Raw genomic sequence first — 26,615 nt, 5'->3', positions numbered from 1 at the left:
GCCATGAAAGCCGCACCTGAGCGCTCACCATTCAGACTGGGGCTGACGGGCGGCATCGGCAGCGGCAAAAGCACGGTAGCAGCCAGGCTGCAGGCATGCGGCGCAACGCTGATTGATGCCGACCATATCTCGCGCAGCCTGACGGCAAGCGGCGGCATCGCCCTGCCCCTTATCGCCCAGGCTTTTGGTGCCGATCTGATCGGCGCGCAGGGCGCCCTCAACCGCGCCCGCATGCGCGAGCTGGTCTTCGCCGATCCGTCCGCGCGGCAACGTCTGGAAGCCATACTCCACCCCCTGATCGCCGATCAGACCCGGCAGCAGCATGAAGCGGCCGTTGCGGCCGGCGGCAAGCTCGTCGTGCACGACATTCCGCTGCTGGTCGAGTCCGGCCACTGGCGAACACGCCTGGATGGCGTGCTGGTCGTGGACTGCCGCGAGAGCACGCAGACAGAGCGCGTCATGGCGCGCAGCGCTCTCACACACGAGTCCGTGCAGGCCATCATCGACGCCCAGGCCACGCGCGCGCAGCGTCTGGCAGCGGCCGACTGGGTCATCTATAACGATGACGGGGTCACAATCGAAACTCTCCACGCATATACCGATCAAATCGCTGCATGGTTCGGGCTATGATGCAGGCCATGGCTTGGCCTGTGCGTGTGATCGCCGCATGTGCACGTTGACCGCTGATTCCTGTGCACCCCGAGGAGCCCAGCAAACGTGATCCTGTACGAATATCCTTTTAACGAGCGTCTGAGAACTTATCTGCGCCTTGAGCAGCTGTATCGCCGTCTGCGCGAGCTGCTGACCCGCGCGCATTCGGTCGATCATCATTTCGCCCTGATCACCATCTTCGAGATCATGGACGTGGCCTCGCGCAGCGATCTGCGAGCCGACATCATCAAGGATCTGGAGCGCCAGAAGCACCTGCTGGACGTGTTGCGCGACAACCCCGATATTTCCCAGCACATGCTGCATCAGGTGGCGCGCCAGGTGGAAGGCTGCTTTGCCACCATCAATGCACAGACCGGCAAGACCGGCCAGGCGCTGACCGAGAACGAATGGCTGATGTCCATACGCAGCCGTGTGGGCATACCCGGCGGCACCTGCAGCTTTGACCTGCCGGCCTATCACGCCTGGCAGAACCTCGATCCGCGCTATCGCCAGCGCGACCTCGAAGACTGGGCCGGCGAACTGACCCCGCTGGGTCAGGCGCTTGAGCTGATCCTTCAGTTGCTGCGCGAAACCGGCAATCCCCAGCGCGTGGTGGCCGAACAAGGCGTGTTCCAGCAAGCCATGCCGGCCGGCCGCAGCTTCCAGCTGCTGCGCCTGCGCATAGACCCGCATCTGAATCTGGTGCCGGAGATCAGCGGCAACCGCCTGCTGGTATCGGTGCGCCTGCTCAAGCTGGCCCATGGCAGCAAGCCCCAGCCCAGCAATGACGCCGCCACTTTTGAGCTTACGCTCTGCGCATAAGCAAGTCCCCGACAGTCTTCTCGCCCCCGATTGAGCCGCACATTGCGGCTCAATGGCTTTCAGGGTCGGCCACCCGTGTTTTCCAGCTGTGATACATCTACGCCATGAGCACTGACAAGCAATCCCCCACCATGGTGAAATGCCCGACCTGCGGCGGCCCCAGCGTTTTTTTGCCCAGCAACAAATTCCGCCCCTTCTGCAGCGAGCGCTGCCGCAATATCGATCTGGGCGCCTGGGGCAATGAAGAGTTCCGCGTTCCGGCTCAGACGCCTCCCGAAGATGCGCCGTTTGGTGATCCACGCACCGAAAACCAATAGTCTCTAACAGAAAAACAAGAGCGCCTTCCACCCGTCACTTCTTGATTTCAGCTTGTTTATCCAAGCAAATCGAGACTCAACAGGCGCAAGGCGCTCTCCATTCAGGAGCGTAACGCTTCAATTCTCAGGCTGCTGCGCCTCGTAATGGCTTTGATCAAAGACCAGGCCGCGCTCCTCGCTCAGCCATTGCAGCACGGGATAGGCGCCCGGCAGGACGGGGTACACATCAAGCGGCAACTGCTGCCAGGCCATCTGCTGGCCCTCGCGCATCTCGAACTCGCCCGTCCACTGCGTCACCTTGCACCAGTGCAGACGCACCAGCGCATGCGGGTAGTCATGCTCCGTCACCTTCCAGGCATGGGCCTGGCCAATGGTCACGCCCAGCTCTTCGATCAGCTCGCGGCGCAAAGCCTGCTCCACGCTCTCGCCGGCCTCCAGCTTGCCACCAGGAAACTCCCAGTAGCCCGCATAAGGCTTGCCTGCAGGGCGGCTTGAAATCAGCAGCGCCCCATCGGATTCGCGCAACAGCACGCCCACGGCCACTTCCGTGTGCTTGCGCTGCGCCTGTGTTTCAGCAGTCACTTCCACAAGGCTCTTTCTTCATTCCAGATCTGCTTCTTCAGCCAGACCGTCCACATCTTCAATGCGCTTCTTGACCGTCACGGGACGCTCGTTGCGGCCCGCATAGTCGCGCGCGAACTGGTGGGCCACACGGCCGCTGCGCGAGCCGCGTTCCAGCGCCCAGACCAGGGCTTCGGGCCTGGCCGCCTCGATGGTGGCCTGGTCCATGCCCAGCGCGGACAGCCACTGCGCCACCACGCGCAGGTATTCGTCCTGGCTGAAGGGGTAGAAGCTCACCCAGAGACCGAAGCGCTCGGACAGGGAGATTTTCTCCTCCACCACCTCGCCGGGGTGGATCTCGCCGTTCTCGCTTTTTTGCTGCGCAAGGTTGTCCGTCATGTACTCGGGCAGCAGATGGCGGCGGTTGCTGGTGGCATAGACCAGCACATTGGGCGTGGCCGCGGAAACCGAGCCGTCCAGCATGGATTTCATGGCCTTGTAGCCGGGCTCGCCCTCTTCAAAGCTCAGATCGTCGCAATAGATGATGAATTTCTCGCTCCGGCCGGCGACCACGTCGACGATGTCGGGCAGATCGGTCAGATCGGCCTTGTCCACCTCGATCAGACGCAGACCCTGGGGCGCATAGCTGTGCAGGCAGGCACGGATCAGCGAGGACTTGCCCGTGCCGCGCGCGCCCGTCAGCAGCACGTTGTTGGCCGTGCGACCGCTGACGAACTGCTCGGTATTGCGCGCAATCTTTTCCTTTTGCACGTCAATGTTCTGCAGATCGGACAGCTGCATGGCGCCCACATGGCGCACCGGCTCCAGCACGCCGCAGCCGTTCGCGCGCTTGCGGTAGCGCCAGGCAATCGCCGCATCCCAGTCGGCAGGTGCCTGCAGGGGCTGGGGCAGCACGGACTCGATGCGCTGCATCAATTGCTCGGCCCGCTCGACCAGGCGCTCCAAAGGGTTCATCACATCTTGCACGACCAAATCTCCATCTGTTTTTATAGCTGCTAGCGCTTGATGGATATTGATTTCAGATTAAAAGCAATCAAAACTCAATATAGACAAGCGAAAACAGCTCCTGAAATTGAAGCACCCAAATAGGGGCGCTCACCAGCAAGGGACAGCGAGCAAGAGCCGCCGCGCAGCGAGGCTGTCGTCCCCCTCCCATAGCGCGCAGCGCGTAGAGAGAGGGGGAAGCGGCGGGGCCACCCAGGCGCCGCCGCTCAGGGGGTGCTCAATTACGACCGGTAATCCGCATTGATGGTCACATATTCGTGACTCAGATCGCAGGTCCACACCGTCTGCGCGGCATCGCCACGGCCCAGCAGCACGCGCACCACGATCTCCTGCTGCTTCATCACGCGCTGACCGTCTTCTTCCTTGTAGGAAGGATTGCGGCCGCCGTCGACCACCACATGCACATCGTCCAGATACAGATCGATCTTGGTCTGATCCAGATCGGCAATGCCGGCATAGCCCACAGCGGCCAGGATACGACCCAGGTTGGGGTCGGAAGCAAAAAAGGCCGTCTTGACCAAGGGTGAGTGGGCAATGGAGTAAGCGACCAGGCGACACTCATCCTCATTCTTGCCACCCTCGACCTTGACGCTAATGAACTTGGTGGCGCCCTCGCCATCGCGAACAATGGCCTGCGCGAGCTTTTGCGCCACTTCCAGCAATGCTGCCTTGAGCTGCTCGCCCTCGGCGCTGGAGAGCGCCGTGATCTGGGCGTTGCCTGCCTTGTGGGTGGCGATCAGCACGAACGAGTCATTGGTGGAGGTGTCGCCATCAATGGTCACGCGGTTGAAGGAGCCGTCTGCCAGCTCCTTGACCAGGGGCTGCAGCAGCTCGGGTGCGATCGCCGCATCGGTAGCCAGAAAGCCCAGCATGGTCGCCATATTGGGACGGATCATGCCCGCCCCCTTGCTGATGCCGGTGATGGAGACCGTCTTGCCGCCAATGCTGACGCTGCGGCTGAAAGCCTTGGGCAAGGTGTCGGTGGTCATGATGCCCTCGGCAGCCGTGGCCCAGTTATCAGCCTTGGCGGCAGCAATGGCCTTGGGCATGCCCGCCACGATGCGGTCCACGGGCAGCTCTTCCATGATCACGCCGGTGGAAAAAGGCAGGATCTGGCCCGCGCTCAGGTCCAGCTCCTTGGCCAGAGCCGCGCAGGTGGCACGGGCATTGGCCAGACCGGCTGCGCCGGTGCCGGCATTGGCATTGCCGGTGTTGATGACCATGGCGCGGATGCCGGTGCCGGCCGCCAGATGCTCGCGGCAGATCTGCACGGGAGCAGCGCAGAAACGGTTCTGGGTGAACACGCCGGCCACCGAGGCGCCTTCGTCGAGCAGGAACACCGTCAGGTCCTTGCGATTGGCCTTGCGCACGCCGGCTTCGGTAACACCAATGCGAACGCCATTGATCGCCAGCAGATCAGCGGCGACGGGAGCGGAAAGATTCACGGACATTTCTGTATGTTCCTAGAAAAGTAGAAGACACCCCCTGAGCCGCTGCGCGGCTTCCCCCTCTCTCGCCTGGCGGGAGGGGGACGACATCCTCGCTGCGGGGCGGCCCTTGCTCGATGTCTCTCGCCTGGAGCACGCCACTGATTCACAGTCCGCGGGGCAAGTTCGGACTGCAAGCAAAACGTTGCCCATTATCGGAACAAACAGAGGCCTGATCGGGCTTGCCGGATTTTGTTGCGCAAAAAGCTGCACCCCAATGCAAACACGGGCCGCAGCCCGTGTTGTTCGATAACGCATGCTCCAAGCCAGAGACGGCCAGCAAGAGACGCCCCACAGCAATGAGCCCCCTTCAAGGGGAAGGCGCCCAGCGCCTCAGGGAGTCAGGACAGCTTGCCGTGGCAAAGCTTGAACTTCTTGCCGCTGCCGCAGGGGCAAGGGTCGTTGCGGCCCACATGCACGCCTTCGGGCATGGCCAGAGGCTCGGCCAGCATCACGTCGTCTTCGATGCTCATGCCTTCGGTTTCCGAGGGCGAGGCATAGCTCATGTGCTCCAGGCTCTGCGCGCCGCGCTCGTTCATGGCAACGGCGGCTTCGTCCATCTCTTCGCGAGAGCGGACCTGCACCGTCATCAGCACGCGGGTGACTTCGGTCTTGACCTGATCGATCAGCTGGCGGAACAGCTCGAAAGCCTCGCGCTTGTATTCCTGCTTGGGCTGCTTCTGGGCATAGCCGCGCAGGTGAATGCCCTGGCGCAGATAGTCCAGCGCAGCCAGGTGGTCGCGCCAGTTCGTGTCAAAGCTCTGCAGCAGCACGGCACGCTGGAATTGCGTGAAGTTCTCCTGACCGATCAAGGCCACCTTGGCGTCGAACAGATCGTGGGCTGCCTTGACGACCTTTTCCAGAATGTCTTCGTCGGTGATGGATTCCGAACCCGCCACGTCCTGCTGCAAGGAAAGATCGATCTGCCACTCGCTGGCCAGAGCCTTCTCCAGGCCGGGCACATCCCACTGCTCTTCCATGGAATCGGCCGGCACGTACTGGCGCACCAGGTCGGTGATCACGTCCTCACGCATGGCGGCCAGCATGCCGCCCAGATCGGTCGAATCCAGAATGTCGTTGCGCTGCTGGTAGATCACCTTGCGCTGGTCGTTGGCCACGTCGTCGTATTCGAGCAACTGCTTGCGCATGTCGAAGTTGCGTGCTTCGACCTTGCGCTGCGCCGACTCGATGGAGCGGGTCACGATGCCTGCCTCGATGGCTTCGCCTTCGGGCATCTTCAGGCGGTCCATGATGGCCTTGACTCGGTCGCCCGCGAAGATGCGCATCAGCTGGTCGTCCAGGCTCAGATAGAAGCGCGAGGAACCGGGATCGCCCTGGCGGCCCGAGCGGCCACGCAGCTGGTTGTCGATACGGCGCGACTCATGACGCTCGGTAGCGATGATGCGCAGACCGCCCAGCGCCACGATCTTGTCGTGGGCCACTTGCCAGTCGGCACGCAGCTGCTCGATCTGCTGCTGGCGCTCGGTCTCGCTGAGTGCCTCGTTGCTCTCGATGGCCTTGAGCTGCTTGTCGATATTGCCGCCCAGCACGATGTCGGTACCACGACCGGCCATATTGGTGGCGATGGTGATCATGCCTTCGCTGCCCGCCTGGGCAATGATGTCGGCCTCGCGCTCATGCTGCTTGGCGTTGAGCACCTGATGAGGCAGCTTTTCGCGGGTCAGCAACTGGTCGATGATTTCAGAGTTCTCGATCGAGGTCGTGCCGACCAGCACGGGCTGGCCGCGCTCGTAGCACTCGCGGATGTCCTTGATTGCCGCGTCGTACTTTTCCTTGGTGGTCTTGTAGACGCGATCGAGCTGGTCCTGGCGCTTGCTGGGCTTGTTGGGCGGCACCACCACGGTTTCCAGGCCATAGATTTCCTGGAATTCGTAGGCTTCTGTGTCGGCCGTACCGGTCATGCCCGACAGCTTCTTGTACAGACGGAAGTAGTTCTGGAAGGTGATCGAGGCCATGGTCTGGTTCTCGGCCTGAATGGCCACACCTTCCTTGGCTTCCACGGCCTGGTGCAGGCCATCGCTCCAGCGGCGGCCTGCCATCAGACGGCCGGTGAACTCGTCCACGATCACGATTTCGTCGTTCTGCACCACATAGTGCTGATCGCGGAAATACAGCTGGTTGGCACGCAGCGCGGCGTACAGATGGTGCACCAGAGAGATATTGGAGGGGTCGTACAGGGACGAGCCTTCGGCGATCAGGCCGGCATGGGCCAGCAGGCGCTCGGCCGCTTCATAGCCTTGATCGGTCAGGTAAACCTGATGGGATTTCTCATCGACCGTGAAGTCGCCGGGCTTGGTCACGCCTTCACCCGTGCGGGGATCGGCTTCGCCCTCCTGGCGCACCAGATTCGGCACGATCTGGTTCATGGCCACGTACATGGCCGTGTGATCCTCGGCCGGGCCGGAGATGATCAGCGGAGTACGCGCCTCGTCGATCAGGATGGAGTCCACCTCGTCGACGATGGCGTAGTTCAGCACGCGCTGCACGCGGTCGCCGGGCTCGTACACCATGTTGTCACGCAGGTAGTCGAAGCCGTATTCGTTGTTCGTGCCGTAGGTGATGTCGGAGTTGTAAGCCTGCTGCTTTTGCTCGCGCGACAGATTGGGCAGATTGATGCCCACCGACAGACCGAGGAAGTTGTACAGGCGAGCCATGGTCATGGCATCGCGATTGGCCAGGTAATCGTTGACGGTCACGACATGCACGCCCTCGCCCGACAGGGCATTGAGGTACACGGGCAGCGTCGCGGTCAGCGTCTTGCCTTCACCGGTGCGCATTTCGGCAATCTTGCCATCATGCAGCGCCATGGCGCCCAGCATCTGTACATCGAAGTGACGCATCTTCATGACGCGCTTGGAGCCTTCACGCACTACGGCAAAGGCTTCGGGCAACAACTCGTCCAGCGCCTCGCCCTTGGCAACGCGGTCCTTGAACTCCTGCGTCTTGGCGCGCAATGCCTCATCGCTGAGCTTTTCGTACTCAGGCTCCATCGCATTGATGCGAGCGACTGTTTTACGGTATTGCTTGAGCAGCCGGTCATTGCGGCTGCCGAACAGTTTGGTGAGGAAATTGGTGGCCATGCGTGCGAAGGCACATTGCTTTTTTGCATGTTGCGCAAAGCAATGTGTCCAGAATCCCTTGATTGTTGGTCTTCAGATGGGGCCGTCCCTGCGGCAGTCAAGAGCCACACCCGAAATGGGTGAAAAAACCTCCTGACGCACCCCAAACAGGGACAGGACCAAAAAATGATTCTAACCGCGCAAGCCGGCCTTGGCTTTTCGCTACTCCAGAGCACGTATGGGATTGCACTGCACGCGCAAATAGCCAGCACTTCGGCGTTCATTCCCGGCTGAGCTAAGCTCGGGCTTGCCCTTGCCCAACTGTTTGCCGCTCGCATGACCATTGTTCGCCGCCATCACGCCGTAACTGCCATCAATGCCATGGAGTCTTCTCCCACATTGGCGCGCCTGGCAGCACTGACTCAGGACTCCAGCAACCGGCTCAAAGCCGTTTTGCCCCTGGTTCCGCCCATGCTGCGCGCCAGCTTGCAGGCTGGCCCCATCGATGAAGACGGCTGGTGCCTGATCGTGAAAAACAACGCAGCGGCAGCCAAAGTGCGCCAACTGCTGCCAGCCATGGCGGCTCATCTGCGCACCAAGGGATGGGCTGTCACCAGCATCCGCATCAAAGTTCAGGCCCGATAAGGCTTTTTAGGCACTAAAAAACAAAAAAGGCCTCCGAAGAGACCTATTTGTTTGGTGCCGGTTGTCGGATTCGAACTGACGACCTACCGCTTACAAGGCGGGTGCTCTACCAACTGAGCTAAACCGGCGAAGACTGAATTCTAACGTAGAAATTCAGCCCCAAAAGAAGAATCCTGAAATTTCCCGATCTACCGGCAAAAACACTGGCCGGACTACTTCACACGCTTGAGCGCCGGACGGCCGCCTGCGGGTGGCGGCGTACGAGGCGCATCATCTTCGTCGGAAGCTTCTGCTTCCGCCTTGACAGGAACCAGTTGCACCACGCGCTCGGCCGAGGACTCCTCTTCCGACTCCATATCGGGCTCGACATCCTCCATCGATGGCGCATCGCCATCCTCGGGGACTTCGTTCTCCTCGGGCGGGAAGGCCATGCCCTGGCCGGTCTCGCGGGCATAGATGGCCATGACGTTCGCCACAGGCACCATGATTTCCCGGGGCTGGCCGCCAAAGCGCGCCTTGAATTCAACATATTCATTGCCGATCAGCAGGCCGCTGGTCGCGTCATAGCTGATGTTGAGCACGATCTGACCATCACGCACAAACTCCATGGGCACCTGGGTGCTGCGATCCACACGCACGGCGATATGCGGCGTCAAACCATTATCGGTACACCATTCAAACAGAGCCCGCAGCAGATACGGACGGGTTGAAGTCGTTTCAGGGGCTGTCATCTCGTTTCCTGACGAATCAAATCCAGAAGATTGCAAAGACAAAAAAGCGGGCAGATGAAGGAAATCCCTTCAGCATGCCCGCTCTGCGCTCATGTGCAATTACTTGCGCATGACCTTTTCCGAAGGCGTCAGCGCTTCAATGTAAGCGGGACGCGAGAAGATGCGCTCGGCATACTTGAGCAAAGGAGCGGCATTCTTGGACAGCTCGATGCCGTAGTAGTCCAGGCGCCACAGCAGCGGAGCAATGGCCACATCCAGCATGGAGAAGTTCTCGCCCATGATGTACTTGTTCTTCAGGAAGATGGGGGCCATCTGGGTCAGGCGGTCACGGATATGGGCACGAGCCTTTTCCAGAGCCTTTTCATTGCCCTTGACGTTGCGCTCTTCCAGAGCGCTCACGTGCACGAACAGTTCCTTTTCGAAGTTCAGCAGGAACAGGCGCACACGGGCACGGTCCACAGGGTCGCCAGGCATCAGCTGAGGATGGGGAAAGCGCTCGTCGATGTACTCGTTGATGATGTTGGACTCGTACAGAATCAGGTCGCGCTCGACCAGGATTGGCACTTGACCATAGGGGTTCATCACGGCGATTTCTTCGGGCTTGCTGAACAAGTCCACATCGCGGATCTCGAAATCCATGCCTTTTTCAAACAGCACAAAGCGGCAGCGGTGTGAGAAGGGGCAAGTCGTTCCCGAATAAAGCACCATCATGGTGGAGACTCCTAAAAATCAAAAAGAGTGGGTTGCCCACGGCACCCCACTCTGCACTAACACGGTTTGGCTGCAGACAACTTCTGCACGGCGGCAAAGCTTATTTCACGTCTTTCCAGAACGCGGCATTCAGGCGCCAAGCGATAAAGATGAAGAAGGCCAGGAAAATCAACACGCCCACCCCGATACGGGTTCGGGTGTTCTGAGCCGGCTCCCCCATCCATTGCAGGTAATTCACCAGATCGCCAACTGCCTGATCGTACTGCACTGCGCTCATCTTGCCAGGAGACACCTGCTCCCAACCCTTGAAGACCTGGGTCTTAGTTCCATGGTCGTCATGTTCTTCGAAGATGGCGCGACGCTCGCCCTGCAGCTCCCACAGCGCATGCGGCATGCCTACGCTGGGAAAGGCGAGATTATTCCAGCCTGTGGCCTTGGTGTCATCCCTGTAGAAAGTACGCAAGAAGGTATACAGGTAATCAGCTCCCGAGCCGCCCGAGCCGGCGCGCGAGCGCGCGATCACGGTCAAATCGGGAGGGTTGGCACCGAACCACTCCTTGGCTTCCTTGGGATTGATGGCTGCCTTCATGGTCTCGCCCACCTTGTCGGTGGAGAACAACAGGTTGTCCTTGATGTCCTGATCGGTCAGACCGATGTCCTTCAGGCGGTTGAAACGCATGAAGGCAGCGGAGTGGCAGCTCAGGCAGTAGTTGACAAAGATCTTGGCACCGTTTTGCAGGGATGCCGTGTCGCTGGTGTTGACCGGCGCCTTATCCCAGTGGATGCCGCCTTCGGAGGCTTGCGCGGCACCGGCAATACCCAGGGCCGCAACCAGGGTCAGAATCAGTTTCTTCATTCTTGTTCTCTCCTGCTTCAGTGAGGCTTGAAGGTCACACGCTCGGGCACGGGCTTGGTCTCGCCCAAGCGACTCCACCAGGGCATGAGCAGGAAGAAGCCGAAGTAGAACAGCGTGCCGACCTGAGACACCTTCTCGCCAATCGGCGATGGAGGCTGCACACCCAGATAGGCCAGGACGACGAAATTCACCACAAACACTGCATACACATATTTGTGCCAGCTGGGACGATAGCGGATCGACTTGACCGGGCTGCAATCGAGCCAGGGCAGGGCAAACAGGATGATGACCGCACCACCCATGACGACCACGCCCCAGAACTTGGCGTCGATGGACAGCATCATGGCGATGGCACCCAGCGCCACGATGGCCACAGCCCCCTTGGCAAAACCGGGCAGGCGCGACTTCAGAATGCCGTAGCCGGCACCCAGCACCACGCAGGCGATCAGCACATACATCATCTCGCCGGTGATGGCACGCAGCATCGAATAGAAGGGCGTGAAGTACCAGACAGGGGCAATGTGATTGGGCGTCTTGAGCGGGTCGGCAGGGATGAAGTTGTTGTACTCCAGGAAGTAGCCGCCGAACTCGGGCGCAAAGAACACCACGGCCGAGAACAGGAACAGGAACACCGTCACGCCAAAGATGTCATGCACCGTGTAGTAAGGGTGGAAGGGAACACCATCCAGAGGGCGACCCTTTTCATCCTTGGGCGCATTCGGACCCTTGATCTCGATACCATCGGGATTGTTGGAGCCCACATCGTGCAGCGCCAGCAAATGCGCCACGACCAGACCCAGCAGCACCAGGGGCACGGCGATCACGTGGAAGCTGAAGAAGCGGTTCAGCGTCGCATCGCCCACCACATAGTCGCCGCGAATCAGCAAGGCCAGATCGGGACCGACAAAGGGAATGGCGGAGAACAGGTTCACGATCACCTGGGCGCCCCAGTACGACATCTGGCCCCAGGGCAGCAGATAGCCCATGAAGGCTTCGGCCATCAGCACCAGGAAGATGGCGCAGCCGAAGATCCAGACCAACTCACGCGGTTTGCGGTAAGAGCCGTACAGAAGACCGCGGAACATATGCAGATAGACCACCACAAAGAACGCCGAGGCGCCCGTGGAGTGCATGTAGCGGATCAGCCAGCCCCAGGGCACATCACGCATGATGTATTCCACGGAAGCAAACGCCTTTTCGGCGTCGGGCTTGTAGTGCATCACCAGGAAGATGCCGGTGACGATCTGGATCACCAGCACCAGCAGCGCCAGCGAGCCGAAGATGTACCAGAAGTTGAAGTTCTTGGGAGCGTAGTACTCCGACATATGGACGCGGTACGCATCGAATGCCGTCGGAAACCGGTTCTCCAGCCAGTTCATGGCCTTCGCTCCGGTCGTGGAGTTCGGGTCGATTTGCTTGAATTCGTGGGCCATTGTTCTTGTCTCCCTCAGGCTGCCTTGGTGTCTTCACCAATCAGCAGCTTGGTGTCGGACAGATACATATGTGGCGGCACCTGCAGGTTGTCCGGCGCTGGCTTGTTCTTGAACACCCGGCCGGCCATGTCAAAGGTGGAGCCATGGCATGGGCACAGGAAACCGCCCTTCCAGTCTGCGGGCAGCGAAGGCTGAGGCCCGGCAATGAACTTGTCGGTGGGCGAGCAGCCAAGGTGGGTGCAGATGCCCACGACTACCAGGATTTCAGGCTTGATGGAGCGCGCTTCATTTTGCGCATAGGGAGGCGTGAACTCTTCGGGATGACGCACCGATTTCGGGTCCGCCAGTTCGCCATCGAGGCCAGGCAAGTCCTTGAGCTGCTCGGGTGTGCGCTTGATGATCCACACCGGCTTGCCACGCCACTCGACGGTGAGCTTCTCACCATCCTTGAGATTGGAGATATCCACCTCTACCGCAGCACCTGCTGCTTTGGCTTTTTCAGAAGGCTGGAAGGAGCTCACAAAAGGGACGGCCGTTGCCATACCGCCCACGGCACCAGCACATGCTGACGTGATGATCCACGTGCGCTTGCTGGAGTCGACTGGAGAGTCACTCATGGATTTCCTCGAAGTACATCGCTTGATTTGGGGTCAACTGCAAATTCTAGCGGTGGGGTTATGGTTATTCCAGCCCCAGTCCGACGTTGACAACCGCCAAAGTCACGCAATACTGCGCTATCTCAAACTCTTAGTGACTGGAACTGCTTATGGGCATGATGCAAGAATTCCGTGAGTTCGCAATCAAGGGAAACGTCATGGATCTGGCCGTGGGCGTGATCATCGGCGGCGCGTTCGGGAAAATCGTTGATTCCGTGGTCAACGACCTCATCATGCCTCTGGTGGGCCTGTTCTTTGGCAAGCTGGATTTCTCCAACCTGTTCGTCGTTCTGGGCACCATGCCCGAGGGAGTTCCTCGTACTCTTGATGCACTGAAAAAAGCCGGCATTCCTGTGTTTGCCTACGGCAACTTCATCACGGTTGCAGTGAATTTCGTGATTCTGGCCTTCATCATTTTCATGATGGTCAAGCAGATCAACCGCCTCAAGCGCGAGGCACCTGCGGCACCGGAGCAAGCACCCGCTACCCCTGAAGACATTCAGCTGCTGCGCGAGATCCGTGACAGCCTCAATCGCAAGGCCTGAGATCCTTCAGGTCCAATGACTGCAAGCCTGCCGGCCCGGCAGGCTTTTTTCATGGAAGCGCATGCCGTGCATGCATCCGGACGGCCAACGCACTGAGCCGCCACTGAGCAAGCGTCAGCTCGCCAGACTGCGGGCCATGTGCACGGCTTCGAGCAGGCTGGCCTCGTCGGCCACGCCCAGGCCGGCAATGTCAAAGGCCGTGCCATGGTCGGGACTGGTGCGCACCAGCGGCAAACCCAGGGTCACGTTGACGCCTTTTTCCACACCCAAATATTTGACTGGGATCAACCCTTGGTCGTGGTACATCGCCAACACCGCATCGAATTCACCCGGGTGATCTGGCGTATTTCGCGCCCGCATGAAGACCGTGTCCGGCGCAAACGGCCCCTGCACATCCATGCCTTCGGCCTGCGCTGCCGCGATCGCTGGGGCAATGATCTCGATTTCCTCACGACCGAAGATGCCGCCCTCGCCCGCATGCGGATTGAGCCCTGCCACGGCAATGCGTGGCACGCGCCCCAGACTCCTGCTCAGCGCCTGATGCGTGATGCGCAAGGTCTGCTGGATCTGCGGCCCGGTCACAGCCTCGATGGCCTCGCGCAGCGAGACATGGATGCTGACCAGCACGGTGCGCAGCTCGTCGTTCGCCAGCATCATGCGCACCGGCATCTGCTCGAGCGAAACGCCCGCATGGGCAGCCGCCTCGGCCTGCAGGAGTTCCGTGTGCCCGGGGAAAGTCACGCCTGCCAGATGCAGCGCCTCCTTATGCAAGGGCGCCGTGACCAGGGCGGCAATCTCGCCACGCAAAGCTGCTTGCGCGGCCCAGACCACGCATTGCGCAGCGGCCTGCCCGGCCGCTGCGCAAATCTGGCCATAGGGCTGAGGCCCCGCCAGCCCCGGCAGGTTCAGCAGCGCGATAGCACCTTCCGGAACAGACCAGGCTTCGCCCGGCTCATCGATCACCACCACGGGCTGGGCGATGGCCTGATCGCCGTCGGCGGCCCGGGCTGCCAGCGCTGTCGCCCGGCGCAGAGTCTGCAACTCGCCCACTACAAAGCAGCCGCGCATGGCCTGTGGTGCAGCCCGAAAAGCCTTGGCGATGATTTCAGGCCCTATGCCTGCGCAGTCGCCCTGGGTGATGGCGATGGTTTGGGTTGAAGCAATGACGGACATAGGCATCCAAATCGCCGCAAGCTCCTCGGTTCCCAAGTGCTTGCAGCCATCAAAAGTGAGAGACGAAGGTCCGGGAACTGATCAGGCCGGGTTGTCGATATCGATGAAGCAGTGCTCCAGCCCGCACTCCCGGGCCACATGGGCCGCCACGGCAGGCGCGCCGTAGCGCTCAGTGGCGTGATGGCCGGCAGCGATAAAGCTCACGCCCATCTCTCGCGCCAGATGCATCTGGGGCTCGGAGATCTCGCCAGTGATATAGGCATCGGCGCCGGCGGCAATCGCGGACTCGAAAAAGCCTTGAGCACCTCCGGTACACCAGGCCAGCTTGCGAATCGGCCTGCGCTCTTGCGCACCGGCCAGCGTCACCTTGCGCCCCAGCACGCCTTGCACATGTTCGGCCAGAGCAGCGGCATCGGCAAAGTCCACATCGGCCAGCCAGCCCAGATTCTGATCGCCGAATGCGGCCTGTCCCTGCACGCCGAGCCTGGCACCCAGTTGCGCGTTATTGCCCAGTTCGGCATGGGCATCCAGCGGCAGATGATAGGCAAACAGATTGATGTCATGCGCCAGCAGCAGGCGGATGCGCTCCTTGAGCCAGCCCGTGATGCGCCCATCCATGCCACGCCAGAACAGGCCGTGATGCACGAAGATGGCATCGGCCCCGGCCTCGATCGCAGCTTCGATCAGGGCGCGACTGGCCGTCACACCACTGACGATGCGACGAATCTCGCTCTTGCCTTCGACCTGCAGGCCGTTGGGTCCGTAGTCCTTGAAGCGTTCGGGCTGCAGCAGCCCATTGAAAACGGATAACAGGGTGTTTCGCTCAATGCTCATGCTGCGATTGTGCCCAAGCCCGCACACAGACCCAGCAAGCAAGGCTTTGGCAGACGTAAAAAAGGGCAGCCCAGAGCTGCCCTTCTTATCAGAACAAGTGGCTTCAAGCCTTCTTAGCTTGCCAGCCCTTGCAGGCCAGCGGCCAGAAGCCCATGGCCATGCCCAGCACGCCCATGGCCGCCACATAGTGGGCAGGAGCCATCACATCCACCTGCTGCCACACGGACACCAGCATCGGGGTCAGGCCGCCAAACACGGCATAGGCCATGTTGTAGGAGAAGGACAGACCGGTGAAGCGCACTTCAGGCGGGAAGGCCCGCACGCCCACCACAGGCAGCAGCGAGATGGAGCCCACGAAGAAGCCCACGGTCGCATAGTTGCAGATCAGCGATGCCTCGTTGCCGGGCAGGTTCAGATAGAACAGATAGGCAGTGGCCGTCATGCCGCCCCAGCCGATGAGCATGGTCAGCTTGGTGCCGATCTTGTCGGACAGCCAGCCCCAGAACACGCAGCCGATGGTCAGCGTCACGGTCGCCACGGCATTGGCCTTCAGGGCCATGGCAGGCTCGATGTGGAACACCTTTTGCAGATAGGCCGGCGTGAACAGGATCACCACCACGATCGCCGTGGACAGCACCCAGGTCATCAGCGCCACGACAACACAGGCTTCGCGGTGGTCGCGCAAGATGGTCTTGATCGGCAGTTCGCGATCAGCGGCCTTGCGGGCCTGCAACTCCTGGAAGATGGGGGTCTCGTGCAGGAACTTGCGCAGATACACCGACACCAGACCGAAGACACCGCCCAGAATGAAGGGCAGACGCCAGGCCCAGTCGTGGATCTCGCCCTGGCTGTAGGTGCTGTTGAGCCAGACCCCGATGATGGAGCCCAGGAAAATGCCGCCGGTAATGCCGGAGGTCAGTGCGCCGATCGCAAAGCCGTAACGCTTCTGAGGAGCATGCTCGGCCACGAACACCCAGGCACCGGGCATTTCACCGCCGATAGCAGCACCTTGCATCACGCGCATCAGCAGCAGCAGGATGGGAGCGGCCAGGCCGATGGTTTCATAAGTCGGCAGCAGGCCGATGACCAGGGTGGGCACGGCCATCAGGAACACCGACAGCGTGAACATCTTCTTGCGGCCCAGGATGTCGCCGAAGTGGGCAATCAAGATGCCGCCGATGGGGCGCGCCAGATAGCCGGCCGCAAAAATGCCCAGAGTCTGCAGCTGGCGCATCCACTCCGGCAGCGAAGCAGGAAAGAACAGACTGCCAATCACATTGGCAAAAAAGACGAACACCACGAAGTCATAAAACTCCAGCGTTCCGCCCAGGGCCGATAAGCCCAGGGTCTTATAGTCCTCCCGGTTCAGGAGACGATTCGTCGCTGCAGCCGGCGCGTCAGCCGATGCAGCGTGGTCAAGCGTAGTCATGGTGTTTCCTAGATCGAACAGCAGGACAGCGCGGATAAGGCCGCTGATCACGGGTCAACGTGCAGTGGCAGACCGATTGCGGCGGGCTTCAGATACAAAGCCACACCAGACCGAATATGAGCACCTTGTGGGCAGTCACTTCAGTAACGGCGGCGTAAGCGCAGTCGAAAAAACATTCTAGGGTTTTCACTCATGGCTCCTGGCCGCGCAAAACTACAGATGCCTGCAGTCCTATAGCCATCGCTCCTGCAATCTGCAAAGCTTTGCGTTAAGCAATTGCGTGCAAGCAAATGTTCGCTTCGACGCCCGGTGCAGCCATGCTTCACAATGTGGGCTTGTTCCCCTCACTACCTATACGCATTACATGAAACGCACCTGGTTGCTGTTTTCGCAGGTCGTCACCGTACTGGTGGCTATCTATTTTGTAGTGGCTACCCTACAGCCCACATGGCTTCAGCGCGGAAACATCCGTAGCAGTGCCGGTGTTTCGCTGCTGCAGGCTCCATCCACTCCGGCTGGTGAAGTCGCTCCCGGCAGCTTTGCGCCTGCCGCGCGCAAGGCTTCGCCCGCCGTGGTCAGCATCAACACCAGCAAGGCGGTTCGCCACCCGCGCGCCAACGATCCCTGGTTCCAGTTCTTCTTTGGCGATCAGGGTCCGCAAGAGCAATCTGGTTTGGGTAGCGGCGTCATCATCAGTCAAGATGGCTACATCCTCACCAACAACCATGTGGTGGAAGGCGCCGACGATATCGAGGTCACGCTGACCGATAGTCGTCAGGCCAAGGCCAAGATCATAGGCACAGACCCAGAGACCGATCTGGCCATTCTCAAGATCGAGCTCGACAAGTTGCCCGTCATCGTGCTGGGCAACTCCGATCAGGTCGCCGTGGGCGACCGCGTGCTGGCCATCGGCAACCCCTTCGGCGTGGGCCAGACCGTGACCAGCGGCATCATCAGCGCTCTGGGCCGCAGCCAGCTGGGCATCAACACCTTCGAGAACTTCATCCAGACCGACGCTGCCATCAACCCGGGCAACTCCGGCGGGGCGCTGGTGGATGCCAACGGCAATCTGCTGGGCATCAACACGGCCATCTACTCGCGCTCGGGCGGCAGCATGGGCATCGGTTTCGCGATTCCCGTCTCCACAGCCAAGATGGTGCTGGACGGCATCGTCAAGGACGGCAAGGTCACGCGCGGCTGGATCGGCGTGGAACCCAACGAGCTCTCGCCCGAGCTGGCCGAGACCTTTGGCGTCAAGGCCGATGCCGGCGTCATCATCACCGGCGTGCTGCAGGCCGGCCCCGCCGCCCAGGCCGGCATGCGCCCTGGCGACGTGATCGTCAAGGTGGGCGAGACTGCGACCCGCAATGTCTCCGAACTGCTGACGGCCGTGGCCTCGCTCAAGCCCGGCGAAGCCGCCAAGTTCGATGTGCGCCGCGGCGACAGCGAAGTGGTGCTGAACATCACTCCGGGTGCCCGCCCTGCAGCCAGCACCCTGCAGCAGCAGAGCCGCCCACGACGCTGATTGCAGCGTCATTGAGCCCACAAGCCAGCGCTAGTCGCTGGCTTTTTTCATGCTCCGGCCGGGCCAGACACCACTTCTCCAACAGGACTCGTCAAGAAAAATGGCTAAAGCGCCGATGGAAAAAGCACCGGCAGCCATCAAAACAAAAGCCCTTGAATTGGTTCAAGGGCTTTGCAGGAGGTCGGGGCGAAGATCAGTGGCCGTCCGTGGATTTCTCCACTTCCGTGCCTGTGCCTTCCTCGGCATCGGGCGCACGCGATACCCGGCTGAACCAGCCGGCTCCCAGAATGCCGATCTCGTAGAGCAGGCACATGGGCAAGGCCAGGGCCAGCTGGGAAATCACATCGGGCGGCGTGATGACAGCAGCAATCACAAAGGCCAGCACCACGAAATAGCCGCGGAAGGCCTTGAGCTTCTCGATCTCCACCAGACCAAAGCGCACCAGCAGCATCACCACGATGGGCACCTGAAAGGCCGCCGCAAAAGCGATGTAGAGCGACAGAATCGCTTCCACATACGAGGCGATGTCGGGCGTGGCCGCCACGCTGGCCGGCGTGAAGTGCTGGATGAACTTGAACATATTGCCCAGCACAAAGAACTGCACGAAGGCAATGCCGGCATAGGCCAGCAGGCTGCCGAACATGATCAGCGGCAGGGCGAACTTCTTCTCGTGGCTGTACAGGCCCGGCGCCACAAAGGCCCAGATCTGGTACATGATCCAGGGCAGCGCCAGCAGCACAGCCACCATCATCAACACCTTGAGCGGCACGAAGAAGGGCGAGAAAACGCCCACCGCAATCAGCTTGGCGCCGGGCGGCATATGCTCCTTGATGGGCAGGGCGATGAAGTCGATCAGGCCATCAGGGCCCGGCCAGAACATCAGCAGCCCGACGCCGATCAAAACGCCATACAGGCTGTAGAGCAGGCGATCACGCAGCTCCATCAGGTGCTGGACAAACGGCTGCTCCGTGCCGGCGAGTTCGTCTTCTTTAGAGGGTTCGGACATGGTGCAAAACCGCGTCGGAGCCCGATCGGCTCCACACGCTTGAGAAACAACAACGCCCGCGGATCACGGGCAAAGAGCGACATGCGGGCAACCAAACCGCCCCCCTGGGGCCGGCCATGGCCGACCTTGCGGCCGGCAGGCTGCTGAGCTGCATGTTCAATGGAACTTCTTGGGGCGAAAGCGCGCCACGCGTGCCGCGCCCGACTGGACCTTGCTGCGTACCCCCGCACGGGCCTTGTACCACTGGGGCACGGCACCGCGCTTGACGCGCCAGTTCTTGCGCGGATGGCGATAGCTGGGCACCACGCTGCTGTGCGTATCCAGACCGGTGTAGCCACCTTCCGCGTCATAGGAGCCGAAGGACGAAGCCGAAGTCATGTTCGAGTCGTCGCGCAGGTCCTTGGTCGCATCGCTCCAGTCCTTTTCAAGATCGGAGGCCTGATTGCGCATGCTGGACTCCACGTCCCGCGCGGCGGTCTCGACCGTGTCCTTCATCTTGCGCAGCTCATCGAGCTCCATGGAGCGGTTGACCTCGGCCTTGACGTCGGACACATAGCGCTGTGCCCTGCCAAGCAAGGTGCCCACCATGCGGGCCACGCGCGGCAGCTTCTCGGGACCGATGACCACCAGGGCCACGGCACCGATCAGCGCCATTTTGGACAGGCCAATATCAAACATCTAAATGTCAGTCCTGCCGCGATCAGCTCTTTTGCTTGGCTTCCACGTCGATAGTGGCCTTTTCGGCGGCCTGCTGGTTGGCCACTTGGCCGGTTGCAGCGTTGGCGTCGGCGTCAGTCGCGCCGTCCTTCATGCCGTCCTTGAAGCCCTTGACGGCACCGCCCAGGTCGGAGCCGATGTTCTTGAGCTTCTTGGTGCCGAACACCAGAACCACGATGAGCAGCACGATCGCCCAGTGCCAGATAGAAAACGAGCCCATGAGAATCTCCTAGAAATTGCAAACCATTTTAGACGGGGCTTGTGACAGATACGAATCAATCACCCAAAAAGCCTGCAACGCACGGCTCTATCGCCGTGTGCAGCCCTCGCCTGCGCCTGATCAGCCCTTGAGCCAGGGGCGCGGGCCGCCCATGACGTGCAGGTGCAGATGGTGCACTTCCTGGCCGCCTTCGCTGCCGGTATTGACCACGATGCGGAAACCGCCATCGGGATAAGGGTTGCAGCCCTGCTCCATCGCCAGTTTTGGCGCCAGCGCCATCATGCGGCCCAGCAGGGGCGCATCCTCGGCGCCAACCTGGGCCATGGAGCGGATGTGCTTCTTGGGAATCACCAGGAAGTGCACGGGCGCACCCGGGTGAATGTCATGAAAGGCGAACAGCTCCTCGTCCTCATAGACCTTGCGCGAAGGAATCTCCCCCTTGGCGATGCGGCAGAAAATGCAATTGGCGTCGTGATCGTGGTCGTGGTCGTGGTCGTGCATGGTCTCTTGTATCTCTACGGTTCGGTACTCCGGGCGCCCTGCCCTGCCCATGACCCGGGAAGCCAGAAAGCAGGCAATGGCGTCGCCCCCTGCGGAGGCTACGCCCTATTCTCGTTGAATCGCAGCGTCTGCTTGACGCCAAGGTGCTCGCGGTTGAGCTGCAGCCATTGCTGGCCGCGCTCGCGCCCCAGCTCGAACAGCTTGCGCACCATGCCCATGTCTGCGCGCACCTTGCTCGAGGCGCCAAAGGGCTTGAGCACCGAGCCGCCATCGATGCGGTGCATCAGCACATGCTTGTAGCGCTCAGGATCCAGGCGCTTTTGCTCCAGCAGCTTGACCACGAACTCGATGGCCCGCAGCTCGGCCAGCAAGCTGGCGTTGAAGGTGATTTCGTTCATGCGGTCCATGATCTCGCGTGCCGTATCGGGCGAGACATCGGACTCCTTGGGATTGATCTGCACCAGCAGGATGTCCCGGCTCCTGGTCTCGTAGATCAGCGGATACAGGGCTGGATTGCCCGAAAACCCGCCGTCCCAGTAGCACTCTCCGTCAATCTCCACCGCCTTGAACAGCTGCGGCAGGCAGGCCGAAGCCATGATGGCGTCTGCCGTCACCTGCTCGCCCTTGAAGATCTTGCCGGCGCCCGTGCGCACATTGGTGGCGCAGATGAAAAGTTTGGGCACCACGCTGGGGTGCTCGGGATGCGCCAGCATCTCGAAGTCCACCACCCGGGTGAGCAACTGGCGCAGCGGGTTGATATTGAGTGGATTGGTCTGATAGGGCGACAGAAACTGGTTGAGCACGCCCATGAACTGCTTGCTGCCCGGCAACGGCGCGGCCCAGAACATCTTGCCCACGCTGCCCATGGTGCCCACGCCCTCCCACAGCTCGCGCAGAGACTGGCGCGCCAGCTGCCGCCCCAGGTAACGGGCATCGTCCACCTTTTTTTCCTGCGCGGCCGCCTGCGCGAAGCCATGGGCCAGCGCCACGGCATTCATGGCACCGGCGCTGGTGCCGCTGATGCCTTCGAAGATCAGGCCGTCATCGTCGAGCAATGCATCCAGCACGCCCCAGGTCAGCGCACCATGCGATCCCCCACCTTGCAGGGCCAGGTTGAGGGTATGGGAAGTCTCTGCAGCCATGGCACGATCCTGTGAAGGTTGAGGAACCAGGTAAGGGGCTTGGAACTGTCGCTATGAACGCACAGCGGACATATCCAGCGAATCTGCGCAATTTCCGCAGCTTATCCAGCACCGCGAGCATTGCACAGGCCCGGGCCCCGTGTCAGCCTGCCGACGCGAATCTGTTGCAGTGCAGCAAAACCGCTTGCAAAAACAAAAAAGCCCCGGCAGTAAAGCTGGGGCTTGGGTGTCTGGCAAGTTCTGCTCAGGGCTGGATCGCACGATTCTTGTTCATGGCGATCATGCCGCTGACGATGCGGTAGAGGAACCAGATGGAGATCAGCACCCAGGCGGGGTTGAAGATCAAGAGACCCAGCAGGAAGAACGGGAAGGTCACGGCATAGAGCACGATGGCCCAGAGCACGCTGCGCAGGCGCCAGGAGAAATGGCTCTCCTGCCAGGTGCCGCGCGCATCGTCGCGCTTGACCAGATCGATGACGACTGCAATCAGCAACAGCAGCACACTGACCTGCGCGCCCGGCAGCACTGCGGCCACGGCCACGATCAGGTGCAGCAGATAGCTGACCCAGCCCCAGGCCTTCAGGCCCTCGACCTCGGCAGAGCTGCTGCTGTTTACATCGATGATGTCGCGATCGTCATTCATGCGCTTCCTCCTTATTGCTTGGCCGCCCCTTCCTGAGCAGCGCGTTCCTGGGCCTTGCGCAGGGCTTTTTCCTCCAGACCACTGGTGCCCTCGCGGCGCTCCAGCTCGGCAACCACCTCTGCGGGTGTCAATCCGTAGTGCGACAACGCAATCATGGAGTGAAACCACAGATCCGCCACTTCATAGAGGATCTTGCCCTTGTCCGCGCCATGATCGACATCCTTGGCGGCCATGACCACTTCGGTTGCCTCTTCGCCGATCTTCTTCAGAAAGGCGTCGGGCCCCTTGTGCAGCAGGCGCGCGACATAGCTTTTTTCGGGATCGCCACCGTTGGCGACCTTGCGGCTTTCGATCACGGCAGCCAGACGGGCCAGTGCGCCCTCGACCGACGCGGTGTTTTGTTCAGACATGACTTTATTTATAGATGGAAGCAGGATCTTTCAAGACCGGATCGACAGCAAGCCACTGTCCGTCCTTGAAAACGCTGTAGAAGCAGGAGTGGCGACCGGTATGGCAGGCAATACCGGGATCATGCCCCTCTTGCGTGATCTTGAGCAAAACCACGTCGTTGTCGCAGTCGATGCGCATCTCATGCACGGTCTGCACATGGCCGGACTCCTCGCCCTTGAACCACAGCTTGTTGCGCGAGCGGCTGAAGTAGACGGCACGCCCCAGCTCAGCGGTCTTCTCCAGTGCCTCACGGTTCATCCAGGCGAACATGACCACGTCGCCGCTGCTTTGCTCCTGTGCAATCACGGGCACCAGCCCCTGCGCATCCCATTTGACTTGATCGAGCCAGCTCATTGCAGACCTTTGTTTTGTATAGCTGCCAGCGCAGGCTGACAAACAATTTCAACCACAAAACATACGGAAAGCCGCTTGTAGCCTGCGCAAGCTGCTCTCAAAATAATCTTATAAACGCACGGGAATGCCACGTGCGCGCATGCATTCCTTGGCCTGCTGCACGGTGTATTCACCGTAGTGGAAGATGCTGGCGGCCAGCACGGCATCGGCGCCGCCAATGGTCACGCCATCGGCCAGATCTTCCAGATTGCCGACACCGCCCGATGCGATCACGGGCACGGCCACGGCATCGGCCACGGCACGCGTGAGCTTCAGATCGAAGCCGCTCTTGGTGCCGTCCTTGTCCATGCTGGTCAGCAGGATCTCGCCGGCACCACGCCTGGCCATCTCCTCGGCCCAGCGCACCACGTCCAGCCCCACGTTCTTGCGCCCGCCATGGCTGTACACATCCCAGCCCGGCCCCATGGGTGTGCCGCCAGGGCCGATGCGCTGCTCGTCCTCTGGCGTGCGGCGTTTGGCGTCGATGGCCACCACGATGCATTGCGCGCCGTACTTGTCGCTGCAGGCATTGATGGTGTCCGGGTTGGCAATGGCGGCGGAGTTGAAGCTGGTCTTGTCGGCTCCGGCATTGAGCAGGCGACGCACATCTTCGACGCTGCGCACGCCACCGCCCACGGTCAGCGGAATGAAGACCTGAGAAGCCACGGCCTCGATGATGGGCAGGATCAGGTCACGGCCATCGCTGGTGGCCGTGATGTCCAGAAAAGTCAGCTCATCCGCACCCTGGGCGTTGTAGCGTGCGGCAATTTCCACCGGGTCGCCCGCATCGCGCAGCTCCAGAAAATTGACGCCCTTGACCACGCGGCCGCCGGTCACGTCAAGGCAGGGAATGATGCGTTTGGCAAGCATGGACCAGTCTCGGAATATCTACGAACAAGGAGGCCAAAGATACCACGGCATCGCCGCTGCCCAGGGCATCTGCCGACGGCGCCCCCTTGCCGCTGCCATGGCATTGCCACCCGGCTTCAGCGGCACGCAGCCCGGCCAAAGCCATCGCATCGCGAGTCAAACCTGCTCGATTTGAAACGTTTCAACTGAGCAGCAGCCCCTATACATAAAGCGGCACAAAATCCCTGCGCTCCCAATTGAATAACAGCAAACACAGAGCCGGCCTCAGGATTTATTGTTTTCAGCCGCAATTCCTTCCTTGATCAATATTCCGGCTGCGATTAATGGGCGCACATAGGACCATCGCCCACTCCTGAGCAGGCATGCCACTGGCGATCCCAAAGTAAAGGCACTGATATTCTCAATGCGCGGCCTCCACACCTGCGAGAAGCTGCACTGCCGAGAGCGGCACACGTCTGAATGACAAGCAAAGCTATTGCAGACTGGGCTTCGGCAAGCTGCCTGATGTCAGGGTTGACAGCAATGCAAAGCAGTCTCGCCCGGGAAGCGAAATACCTTAAATATTGTGTATAAAACCCCAATTCAGCATCCAGATATTCATAGCGTAAAAAGATGTTTCTTTTTACGCTGCTTTCTTGTTCGGATTGTTTTTGCTAGTGAAACTATGAAAAAAATAAATCAATAGTTTTTAATACTGTGACAGTGTTGCATCCCTAAATAACTGACCGAACCCGGAAACCCATCCCGTTCGATGACTGTATTGAGGCACAGGTGATCATCATGGATATGAGACGCCAATATTTCGGTACCGACGGAATCCGTGGGCGGGCTGGGTATTTCCCCATCACGCCGGACTTCGCTCTGCATCTCGCCCATGTCGTCGGACGAATGCTTCATCGCAACGAAGAGCGCCCGACGGTGCTGATCGGCAAGGACACGCGCATCTCGGGGCATATGCTCGAAAGCGCCCTGGTGTCGGGCTTCAATTCCTCTGGCGCGGATGTGGTGCTGCTTGGGACGCTGCCTACACCGGGGGTGGCCTATCTCACGCGGGCCTTGCGGGCCAGCCTGGGAGTGGTCATCAGCGCCAGCCACAACACCTTCGAGGACAACGGCATCAAATTCTTCAGTGCCAAAGGCACCAAGCTGCCCTACGTCTGGGAGGTAGCAGTCGAGCAAATGCTGCTCGATGAGCCGCATTGGGTCCCTGCGATCGCACTCGGAAAGACCCAGCTCCTGGATGACGCCGCCGGTCGCTATATCGAGTTTTGCAAGAGCACTTGCGACCATGCATTCACCTTGCGAGGACTGAAGATCGTGGTCGATGCCGGCCATGGTGCGGCCTATCAGATAGCGCCCATGGTCTTGCATGAACTCGGGGCCGAAGTGGTGGCCATAGGCTGCGCTCCCGATGGCATGAATATCAACCAGGGGGCCGGAGCCGCACATCCGGAGCTCCTGGCCACGACAGTTTCCGGTTGCGGTGCGGATTTCGGCATTGCCCTGGATGGCGATGCGGATCGCCTGCTGGTCGTCGATGCCGCCGGGCGGCTCTATAACGGGGACGAGTTGCTGTACCTGATCGTCGCCGACCGCCTGGAGCATGACGAGAGCATTGCGGGCGCCGTGGGCACGCTGATGACGAATATGGCGGTGGAGCGGGCATTCGGGGTGCTGGATGTGGACTTCATGCGCACCAAGGTCGGCGACCGCTACGTGCTTGAGGAACTCAGCCGCAGGGGCTGGACCTTCGGCGGCGAGGGGTCAGGCCATCTGCTGATACTGGATCGGCACAGCACGGGCGACGGTCTGGTGAATGCCCTGCAGATATTGCAGGCCTGTGTGCGCACCGGCCGCACGCTGTCGCAATGGCTGCTGCCGGTGCAGCTCTACCCCCAGGCCTTGCTCAATGTGCACTGGTCGCCAGACCGGGATTGGCGCAGCAATGCCTTGCTGGCACGAGTGCAGGCACAGGTCGAGGCCGAGCTGGGTTCCACCGGGCGTGTGCTGGTTCGTCACAGCGGCACGGAGCCGCTGCTGCATGTGATGGTGGAAGCGCAGGATGGCGATCAGGCCAGTCGCTGTGCCGAGCGACTGGTCACGGCTGCCAGAGACGGTTAGCCCGTTGATGCGGTCGCGCCGCTCATGCAACAGACAAAGCCGGCACCGATGGCGACCAGCATGAGGAGCT

Annotated in this window: 28 protein-coding genes and 1 tRNA gene; 7 read left to right on the top strand and 22 right to left on the bottom strand. The window is 60.7% G+C overall.

Annotation, left to right across the window (positions count from 1 at the left end):
* The first annotated feature begins 3 nt into the window (after positions 1-3).
* The 3 genes from coaE (at position 4) to DFO48_RS06090 (ending at position 1,790) form a co-directional block, all read left to right on the top strand.
* Positions 4-630: a dephospho-CoA kinase gene (gene coaE, locus DFO48_RS06100; protein WP_114862860.1), complete on the top strand. Its 627-nt coding sequence runs from the start codon at positions 4-6 to the stop codon at positions 628-630.
* Positions 631-717: 87 nt separating this feature from the next.
* Complete coding sequence (zapD, locus tag DFO48_RS06095) at positions 718-1,473, top strand: cell division protein ZapD (protein ID WP_114862859.1); 756 nt, start codon at positions 718-720, stop codon at positions 1,471-1,473.
* Between the two features lie 104 nt (positions 1,474-1,577).
* A complete protein-coding gene (locus DFO48_RS06090; protein WP_003058551.1) occupies positions 1,578-1,790 on the top strand; it encodes a DNA gyrase inhibitor YacG in 213 nt (70 codons plus the stop codon).
* 117 nt (positions 1,791-1,907) lie between these two features.
* Here DFO48_RS06090 and DFO48_RS06085 read toward each other — a convergent pair whose 3' ends face one another.
* The 4 genes from DFO48_RS06085 to secA all read right to left on the bottom strand — a co-directional run bounded on the left by DFO48_RS06085 (position 1,908) and on the right by secA (position 7,965).
* On the bottom strand, positions 1,908-2,378 hold the full coding sequence (locus tag DFO48_RS06085; protein ID WP_114862858.1) for an NUDIX domain-containing protein: 471 nt from the start codon (positions 2,376-2,378) through the stop codon (positions 1,908-1,910).
* 12 nt (positions 2,379-2,390) lie between these two features.
* A complete protein-coding gene (locus DFO48_RS06080) occupies positions 2,391-3,326 on the bottom strand; it encodes an ATP-binding protein (RefSeq protein ID WP_034348267.1) in 936 nt (311 codons plus the stop codon).
* A gap of 272 nt (positions 3,327-3,598) precedes the next feature.
* Entirely contained in the window at positions 3,599-4,828 is a 1,230-nt protein-coding gene (gene argJ / locus DFO48_RS06075; protein WP_114862857.1) for a bifunctional glutamate N-acetyltransferase/amino-acid acetyltransferase ArgJ, read from the bottom strand.
* A 377-nt stretch (positions 4,829-5,205) separates the two neighbouring features.
* A complete protein-coding gene (secA, locus tag DFO48_RS06065; RefSeq protein ID WP_114862855.1) occupies positions 5,206-7,965 on the bottom strand; it encodes a preprotein translocase subunit SecA in 2,760 nt (919 codons plus the stop codon).
* Positions 7,966-8,280: 315 nt separating this feature from the next.
* On the opposite strand from secA, the gene DFO48_RS06060 reads away from it, so the two are divergent.
* Complete coding sequence (locus DFO48_RS06060) at positions 8,281-8,589, top strand: hypothetical protein (protein WP_003074017.1); 309 nt, start codon at positions 8,281-8,283, stop codon at positions 8,587-8,589.
* Between the two features lie 52 nt (positions 8,590-8,641).
* Here DFO48_RS06060 and DFO48_RS06055 read toward each other — a convergent pair.
* From DFO48_RS06055 to petA, 6 genes are all read right to left on the bottom strand, one after another.
* Positions 8,642-8,717: transfer RNA gene (locus tag DFO48_RS06055), tRNA-Thr, on the bottom strand.
* An 84-nt stretch (positions 8,718-8,801) separates the two neighbouring features.
* Positions 8,802-9,320 (bottom strand): ClpXP protease specificity-enhancing factor, encoded by a 519-nt coding sequence (locus DFO48_RS06050; RefSeq protein WP_034348268.1) that lies wholly within the window; start codon positions 9,318-9,320, stop codon positions 8,802-8,804.
* A gap of 99 nt (positions 9,321-9,419) precedes the next feature.
* Entirely contained in the window at positions 9,420-10,031 is a 612-nt protein-coding gene (locus DFO48_RS06045) for a glutathione S-transferase N-terminal domain-containing protein (protein ID WP_003058564.1), read from the bottom strand.
* 100 nt (positions 10,032-10,131) lie between these two features.
* Positions 10,132-10,887, bottom strand: coding sequence for a cytochrome c1 (locus DFO48_RS06040; RefSeq protein ID WP_003074021.1), 756 nt, complete (start codon positions 10,885-10,887; stop codon positions 10,132-10,134).
* 17 nt (positions 10,888-10,904) lie between these two features.
* Positions 10,905-12,320, bottom strand: coding sequence for a cytochrome bc complex cytochrome b subunit (locus tag DFO48_RS06035; protein WP_003074023.1), 1,416 nt, complete (start codon positions 12,318-12,320; stop codon positions 10,905-10,907).
* 14 nt (positions 12,321-12,334) lie between these two features.
* The gene (gene petA / locus DFO48_RS06030) at positions 12,335-12,937 is read right to left on the bottom strand and encodes a ubiquinol-cytochrome c reductase iron-sulfur subunit (RefSeq protein ID WP_114862854.1); all 603 of its coding nucleotides are present in this window, start codon (positions 12,935-12,937) and stop codon (positions 12,335-12,337) included.
* A gap of 149 nt (positions 12,938-13,086) precedes the next feature.
* Here petA and mscL point away from each other — a divergent pair, with 149 nt between their 5' ends.
* Entirely contained in the window at positions 13,087-13,521 is a 435-nt protein-coding gene (mscL, locus tag DFO48_RS06025; protein ID WP_003058572.1) for a large conductance mechanosensitive channel protein MscL, read from the top strand.
* A gap of 114 nt (positions 13,522-13,635) precedes the next feature.
* Here mscL and pdxA read toward each other — a convergent pair whose 3' ends face one another.
* From pdxA to DFO48_RS06010, 3 genes are all read right to left on the bottom strand, one after another.
* Positions 13,636-14,694, bottom strand: coding sequence for a 4-hydroxythreonine-4-phosphate dehydrogenase PdxA (gene pdxA / locus DFO48_RS06020; RefSeq protein WP_114862853.1), 1,059 nt, complete (start codon positions 14,692-14,694; stop codon positions 13,636-13,638).
* A gap of 81 nt (positions 14,695-14,775) precedes the next feature.
* Entirely contained in the window at positions 14,776-15,528 is a 753-nt protein-coding gene (locus DFO48_RS06015; protein WP_114862852.1) for a Nif3-like dinuclear metal center hexameric protein, read from the bottom strand.
* Positions 15,529-15,631: 103 nt separating this feature from the next.
* The gene (locus DFO48_RS06010; protein WP_114862851.1) at positions 15,632-16,957 is read right to left on the bottom strand and encodes an MFS transporter; all 1,326 of its coding nucleotides are present in this window, start codon (positions 16,955-16,957) and stop codon (positions 15,632-15,634) included.
* A gap of 364 nt (positions 16,958-17,321) precedes the next feature.
* Between DFO48_RS06010 and DFO48_RS06005 the strand changes: the two genes are divergently transcribed.
* Positions 17,322-18,482 (top strand): Do family serine endopeptidase, encoded by a 1,161-nt coding sequence (locus tag DFO48_RS06005; RefSeq protein ID WP_003074040.1) that lies wholly within the window; start codon positions 17,322-17,324, stop codon positions 18,480-18,482.
* 193 nt (positions 18,483-18,675) lie between these two features.
* On the opposite strand, the gene tatC is transcribed toward DFO48_RS06005, so the two are convergent.
* From tatC to hisF, 9 genes are all read right to left on the bottom strand, one after another.
* Positions 18,676-19,488: a twin-arginine translocase subunit TatC gene (gene tatC, locus DFO48_RS06000; protein ID WP_034348270.1), complete on the bottom strand. Its 813-nt coding sequence runs from the start codon at positions 19,486-19,488 to the stop codon at positions 18,676-18,678.
* A 156-nt stretch (positions 19,489-19,644) separates the two neighbouring features.
* Positions 19,645-20,166, bottom strand: a complete 522-nt coding sequence (gene tatB / locus DFO48_RS05995) for a Sec-independent protein translocase protein TatB (RefSeq protein WP_003062149.1) — start codon at positions 20,164-20,166, stop codon at positions 19,645-19,647.
* A 22-nt stretch (positions 20,167-20,188) separates the two neighbouring features.
* Positions 20,189-20,425 (bottom strand): Sec-independent protein translocase subunit TatA, encoded by a 237-nt coding sequence (gene tatA / locus DFO48_RS05990; protein WP_003058595.1) that lies wholly within the window; start codon positions 20,423-20,425, stop codon positions 20,189-20,191.
* A 120-nt stretch (positions 20,426-20,545) separates the two neighbouring features.
* A complete protein-coding gene (locus DFO48_RS05985) occupies positions 20,546-20,926 on the bottom strand; it encodes a histidine triad nucleotide-binding protein (RefSeq protein ID WP_114862850.1) in 381 nt (126 codons plus the stop codon).
* A 98-nt stretch (positions 20,927-21,024) separates the two neighbouring features.
* Complete coding sequence (locus DFO48_RS05980; RefSeq protein ID WP_114862849.1) at positions 21,025-22,068, bottom strand: patatin-like phospholipase family protein; 1,044 nt, start codon at positions 22,066-22,068, stop codon at positions 21,025-21,027.
* Between the two features lie 244 nt (positions 22,069-22,312).
* Positions 22,313-22,711 (bottom strand): hypothetical protein, encoded by a 399-nt coding sequence (locus DFO48_RS05975; protein ID WP_114862848.1) that lies wholly within the window; start codon positions 22,709-22,711, stop codon positions 22,313-22,315.
* Between the two features lie 11 nt (positions 22,712-22,722).
* The gene (locus tag DFO48_RS05970; RefSeq protein WP_003062137.1) at positions 22,723-23,121 is read right to left on the bottom strand and encodes a phosphoribosyl-ATP diphosphatase; all 399 of its coding nucleotides are present in this window, start codon (positions 23,119-23,121) and stop codon (positions 22,723-22,725) included.
* A gap of 4 nt (positions 23,122-23,125) precedes the next feature.
* Positions 23,126-23,557 carry a phosphoribosyl-AMP cyclohydrolase gene (gene hisI / locus DFO48_RS05965; protein WP_255413073.1) on the bottom strand — a complete coding sequence of 144 codons (432 nt, stop codon included), beginning with the start codon at positions 23,555-23,557 and terminating at the stop codon, positions 23,126-23,128.
* 66 nt (positions 23,558-23,623) lie between these two features.
* Positions 23,624-24,424 (bottom strand): imidazole glycerol phosphate synthase subunit HisF, encoded by an 801-nt coding sequence (gene hisF / locus DFO48_RS05960; protein ID WP_003058607.1) that lies wholly within the window; start codon positions 24,422-24,424, stop codon positions 23,624-23,626.
* A 786-nt stretch (positions 24,425-25,210) separates the two neighbouring features.
* On the opposite strand from hisF, the gene glmM reads away from it, so the two are divergent.
* Positions 25,211-26,545: a phosphoglucosamine mutase gene (gene glmM, locus DFO48_RS05955; protein WP_114863107.1), complete on the top strand. Its 1,335-nt coding sequence runs from the start codon at positions 25,211-25,213 to the stop codon at positions 26,543-26,545.
* Positions 26,546-26,615 lie beyond the last annotated feature (70 nt).

The sequence above is a fragment of the Comamonas sp. AG1104 genome, from assembly GCF_003350425.1.
In the GTDB taxonomy this organism is placed as follows: Bacteria; Pseudomonadota; Gammaproteobacteria; order Burkholderiales; family Burkholderiaceae_C; genus Comamonas; species Comamonas testosteroni.
The sequence above is the reverse complement of the archived record's forward strand: the minus strand, read 5'-3'. Positions and strand labels throughout refer to the sequence as shown.